Source organism: Nocardioides sp. CPCC 206348, assembly GCF_048654705.1.
Taxonomy (GTDB): domain Bacteria; phylum Actinomycetota; class Actinomycetes; order Propionibacteriales; family Nocardioidaceae; genus Nocardioides.
On sequence record NZ_JBMCZA010000153.1, the window covers coordinates 36,430 to 40,583 of the forward strand.

The window sequence follows — 4,154 nt, forward strand, 5'->3', positions numbered from 1 at the left end:
GGAGGCCGCGTCGGCGGCGAGCAGGCCGAGCGCGTCGGAGTTGCCGACGATCGCGACCCGGCGCCCCCTCGGCAACGGCTGGTGCGCGAGCAGCTGCGCCACGTCGAACATGTCGTCCAGGGTGTCCACCTGGATGACTCCCGCCTGGCGGAACATCGCGTCGACCGCGGCCTGAGGCGCGCCGATCCGGCGGACCGCGTGGCCCATCGGTACACCCTGCGTCGTGCGACCCGACCGGACCGCGACGATCGGCTTGCGCTGCGAGACGCGGCGCGCGATCCGCGAGAACTTGCGCGGGTTACCGATCGACTCGAGGTACATCATCACGACCTCGGTGGCGTCGTCCTCCTCCCAGTACTGCAGGAGGTCGTTGCCCGAGACGTCGGCGCGGTTGCCCGCGCTGACGAAGGTGGAGATGCCGAGACCACGGTTCTTGACCTTCTCGAGGATCGCGGAGCCGAGTGCACCGGACTGGCAGAAGAAGCCGGCACGACCGCGGGTCGGCATGACCGACGACAGCGACGCGTTGACCTGGACGGTCGGGTCGGTGTTGATGACACCGAGGCAGTTCGGGCCGATCAGGCGCAGGCCGTAGGAACGGCAGAGTCCCGCGAGGTGGCGCTGGCGCTTGCGGCCCTCCTCCCCCGTCTCGGCGAAGCCGGAGGAGATCACGATCAGGCCGTGCACGCCCTTGTTGGCGCAGTCGAGGACGACGTCGGTCACCGAATCGGCCGGGACCGCGACGATCGCGACGTCGACGTCATCGGGGATGTCGTTGACGTTCTTGTAGGCCGGCATGCCCGAGACCGCCGGAGCGCTGGGGTTGACGACATAGACCCGGCCGGTGAAGTCGGCGGTGACCAGGTTGCGCACCAGCACCTGGCCGATCGTGTCCTGGCGGCGACTGGCGCCGATGATCGCGACCGACTTGGGGTGGAAGAAGCGCTGGATCGACGCGGCCTCGGCTGCGTGCTCGCGGTCGCGCATGACCCCGATCGCGGTGTCGGTCGGGTCGATGGGGAACTCGAGGGTGATCACACCGTCGTGATAGCCGCTGGCCACGCGGTAGCCGGCGTCGCGGAAGGTGTGGATCATCCGGCTGTTGTCGGGCAGCACCTCGGCGGTGAAGCGTTCGACGCCGCGTTCGCGGCCGGCCTGGGCGAGGTGCTCGAGCAACAGCTGCGCGATGCCGCGGCCCTGGTGACCGTCCTCCACGAGGAAGGCGACCTCGGCCTCGTTGTCGGCCACGACGTCGTACCGCCCGACGGCGATCATGCGTTCCTGCAGGATCATCACCAGCGCCACACGGTCGCGGTGGTCGACGTGGGTGAACCGGCGTACGTCGCGGTCCGACAGCACCGGCATCGGCGAGAAGAACCGGTAGTACTTCGACTCGTCGGAGACCCGCGCGTAGAACTCGACCATGAGTTCCTCGTCCTCGGGACGGATCGGCCGGATGTGCGCCGTACGCCCGTCGCGGAGCAGTACGTCGCCCTCCCAGTGCGCGGGCGGTGCCTGAATCTCCTCGGTCGGGGTCGGGTCGCCAGCGCTCACACCGCAAATCTATCGGTACCACTGGATTGCCGCTGGTCGAGGAGGTTGCACAGCAACCGTCTCGAGACCCACCGGCGTGGCCGGTCACCGATGGCCAGGGCCGACCGGGACAATGACTCCCATGGCACGTCGCACCAAGCAGGAACCCCTCCCGGAGGACTTCGAGGAGCACATCCTCGACACCGACATCGGCGACGAGATGCAGTCGTCCTTCCTGGAGTACGCCTACTCCGTCATCTACTCCCGGGCCCTGCCCGATGCACGTGACGGCCTCAAGCCGGTCCAGCGACGGATCTACTACACGATGAACGACATGGGCCTGCGGCCCGACCGCGGCCATTCCAAGTGCGCGCGCATCGTCGGTGAAGTGATGGGTCGGCTGCACCCGCACGGCGACACCGCCATCTACGACGCCCTCGTCCGTACGGCGCAGCCGTGGTCGATGCGGTTGCCGATGGTGGACGGCCACGGCAACTTCGGGTCGCCCGGTGGCGAGGACCCGCCGGCCGCCATGCGGTACACCGAGGCCCGGATGGCGCCGGCTGCGGTGGCGATGACGGACTCGATCGACGAGGACACCGTCGACTTCAAGCCCAACTACGACAGCCGCGAGTACGAACCGACGGTCCTGCCCTCGGCGATCCCGAACCTGGTCGTCAACGGCACGACCGGCATCGCGGTCGGCATGGCGACCAACATGGCCCCGCACAACCTGATCGAGGTCGTGCAGGCGCTGCGCCACCTGATCGTGCACCCGAAGACCGACCTCGACGGGATCATGCGGTTCATCCCGGGTCCGGACCTGCCGACGGGCGGCAAGATCGTCGGGCTCGACGGCGTGCGCGACGCCTACGAGACCGGCCGCGGCGTCTTCAAGATGCGGGCCACTGCCCGGATCGAGACCATCGGCCGCCGCAAGGGCATCGTGGTGACCGAGCTGCCGTTCAACATCGGCACCGAGAAGGTCATGGAGCGGATCAAGACCCTGGTCCAGACCAAGAAGATCCAGGGCATCGCCGACATGAAGGACCTCACCGACCGGTCCCACGGCCTGCGCCTGGTCATCGAGGTCAAGAACGGCTTCGTCCCCGAGGCGCTGCTCGAGCAGCTCTACAAGCAGACGCCGATGGAGGAGTCGTTCGGCATCAACAACGTCGCCCTCGTCGACGGCCAGCCGCGCACGCTCGGCCTGAAGGAGCTGCTCGAGGTCTTCCTCGAGCACCGTTACGAGGTCGTCCGCCGTCGCTCGCAGTTCCGGCGCAACAAGAAGGCCGCGCGCCTGCACCTCGTCGACGGCCTGTTGCTCGCCCTGATCGACATCGACGAGGTCATCCAGCTGATCCGCACCAGCGACGACGCCTCCGCCGCACGCGAGCGCCTGATGAGCGTGTTCGACCTCTCCGAGGCCCAGGCCGACTACATCCTCGAGATGCAGCTGCGTCGCCTCACGCGCTTCTCCCGGATCGACCTGGAGAAGGAGCAGTCGGAGCTGCGCAAGGAGATCGAGGAGCTCGACGCGATCCTCGCCGACGAGGGACTGCTGAAGAAGGTCGTCTCCAACGAGCTGGCCGAGATAGCCAAGACGTTCGGTACCCCGCGTCGCACGGTCCTGCTCGAGTCGGCCGGCTCGACCGCGATCACCGCCGCAGCCGCGCCCCTGGAAGTGGCCGACGAGCCCTGCTTCGCGCTGCTCTCCTCCACCGGCCTGCTGGCCCGCACCACGAACGCCGAGGAGATCGGCAGCGGTGGCGGGCGCGCCAACCACGACGTGGTCGTCTCCGCCATCCGTACGACGGCCCGTGCCGACGTCGGCGTCCTGACCTCGACCGGGCGGCTGCTCCGGCTGGGCGTCCTGGACCTGCCCGCGATCCCGCCCTCGGCCAACGAGCCCAACCTCTCGGGCGGCCTGCCGCTCACCGAGGTGCTCGACCTCGTGCCCGGCGAACGCGCACTGGCGCTGACCTCGCTGGCGACCGAGGGCCCCGGGCTGGCGCTCGGCACGAAGCAGGGCGTCGTGAAGCGGGTCAACCCCGAGGTCATCAGCAAGGACGAGTGGGACGTGATCCGGCTGGCCGACGGCGACGAGGTCGTCGGCGCGGTCGAGCTGGTCAGCGGCACCGAGGAGCTCTGCTTCATCACGACCGACGCCCAGCTGCTGCACTACGGCGCCGCGGGCGTCCGGCCACAGGGACGGTCCGGTGGCGGCATGGCCGGCGTGAAACTGGCGGCCGGCGAGAGCGTCGCGTGGTTCGGCGTCCTCGACCTCGCCTCCCCCGCCGTGGTGGTCACGTCCTCCGGTTCGTCGACCGCGCTGCCCGGCACCGAGCCGGGTGCGGTGAAGGTGACCGACTTCGCCGAGTACCCGGCCAAGGGCCGCGCCACCGGCGGTGTGCGCTGCCACCGGTTCCTCAAGGGCGAGGACACCCTGGTCTTCGCCTGGGCCGGTACGGCGCCCGCGCGGGCCGCCGCAGCGAGCGGTGCCCCGGTCGACCTCCCCGCAGCCACGGGACGCCGCGACGGATCGGGAGTGCCCGGCAGCCAGGCACTCGCCGCCGCCGCAGGCCCCCTGGCCGCCAGCCTGGGCGCCGGCCCGACCGCCG

2 protein-coding genes are annotated in these 4,154 nt (G+C 69.7%); one reads left to right on the forward strand and one right to left on the reverse strand.

Features of this window, described 5'->3' with window-relative positions; translation table 11 throughout:
- Window positions 1–1,554 (reverse strand): GNAT family N-acetyltransferase (locus ACOADB_RS10835; protein WP_378598084.1); only part of this gene is annotated, 1,554 nt, incomplete at its 3' end.
- A 121-nt stretch (window positions 1,555–1,675) separates the two neighbouring features.
- On the opposite strand from ACOADB_RS10835, the gene ACOADB_RS10840 reads away from it, so the two are divergent.
- Window positions 1,676–4,154: DNA gyrase/topoisomerase IV subunit A (locus ACOADB_RS10840; RefSeq protein WP_378598086.1), on the forward strand; the 2,479-nt coding region annotated here is incomplete at its 3' end.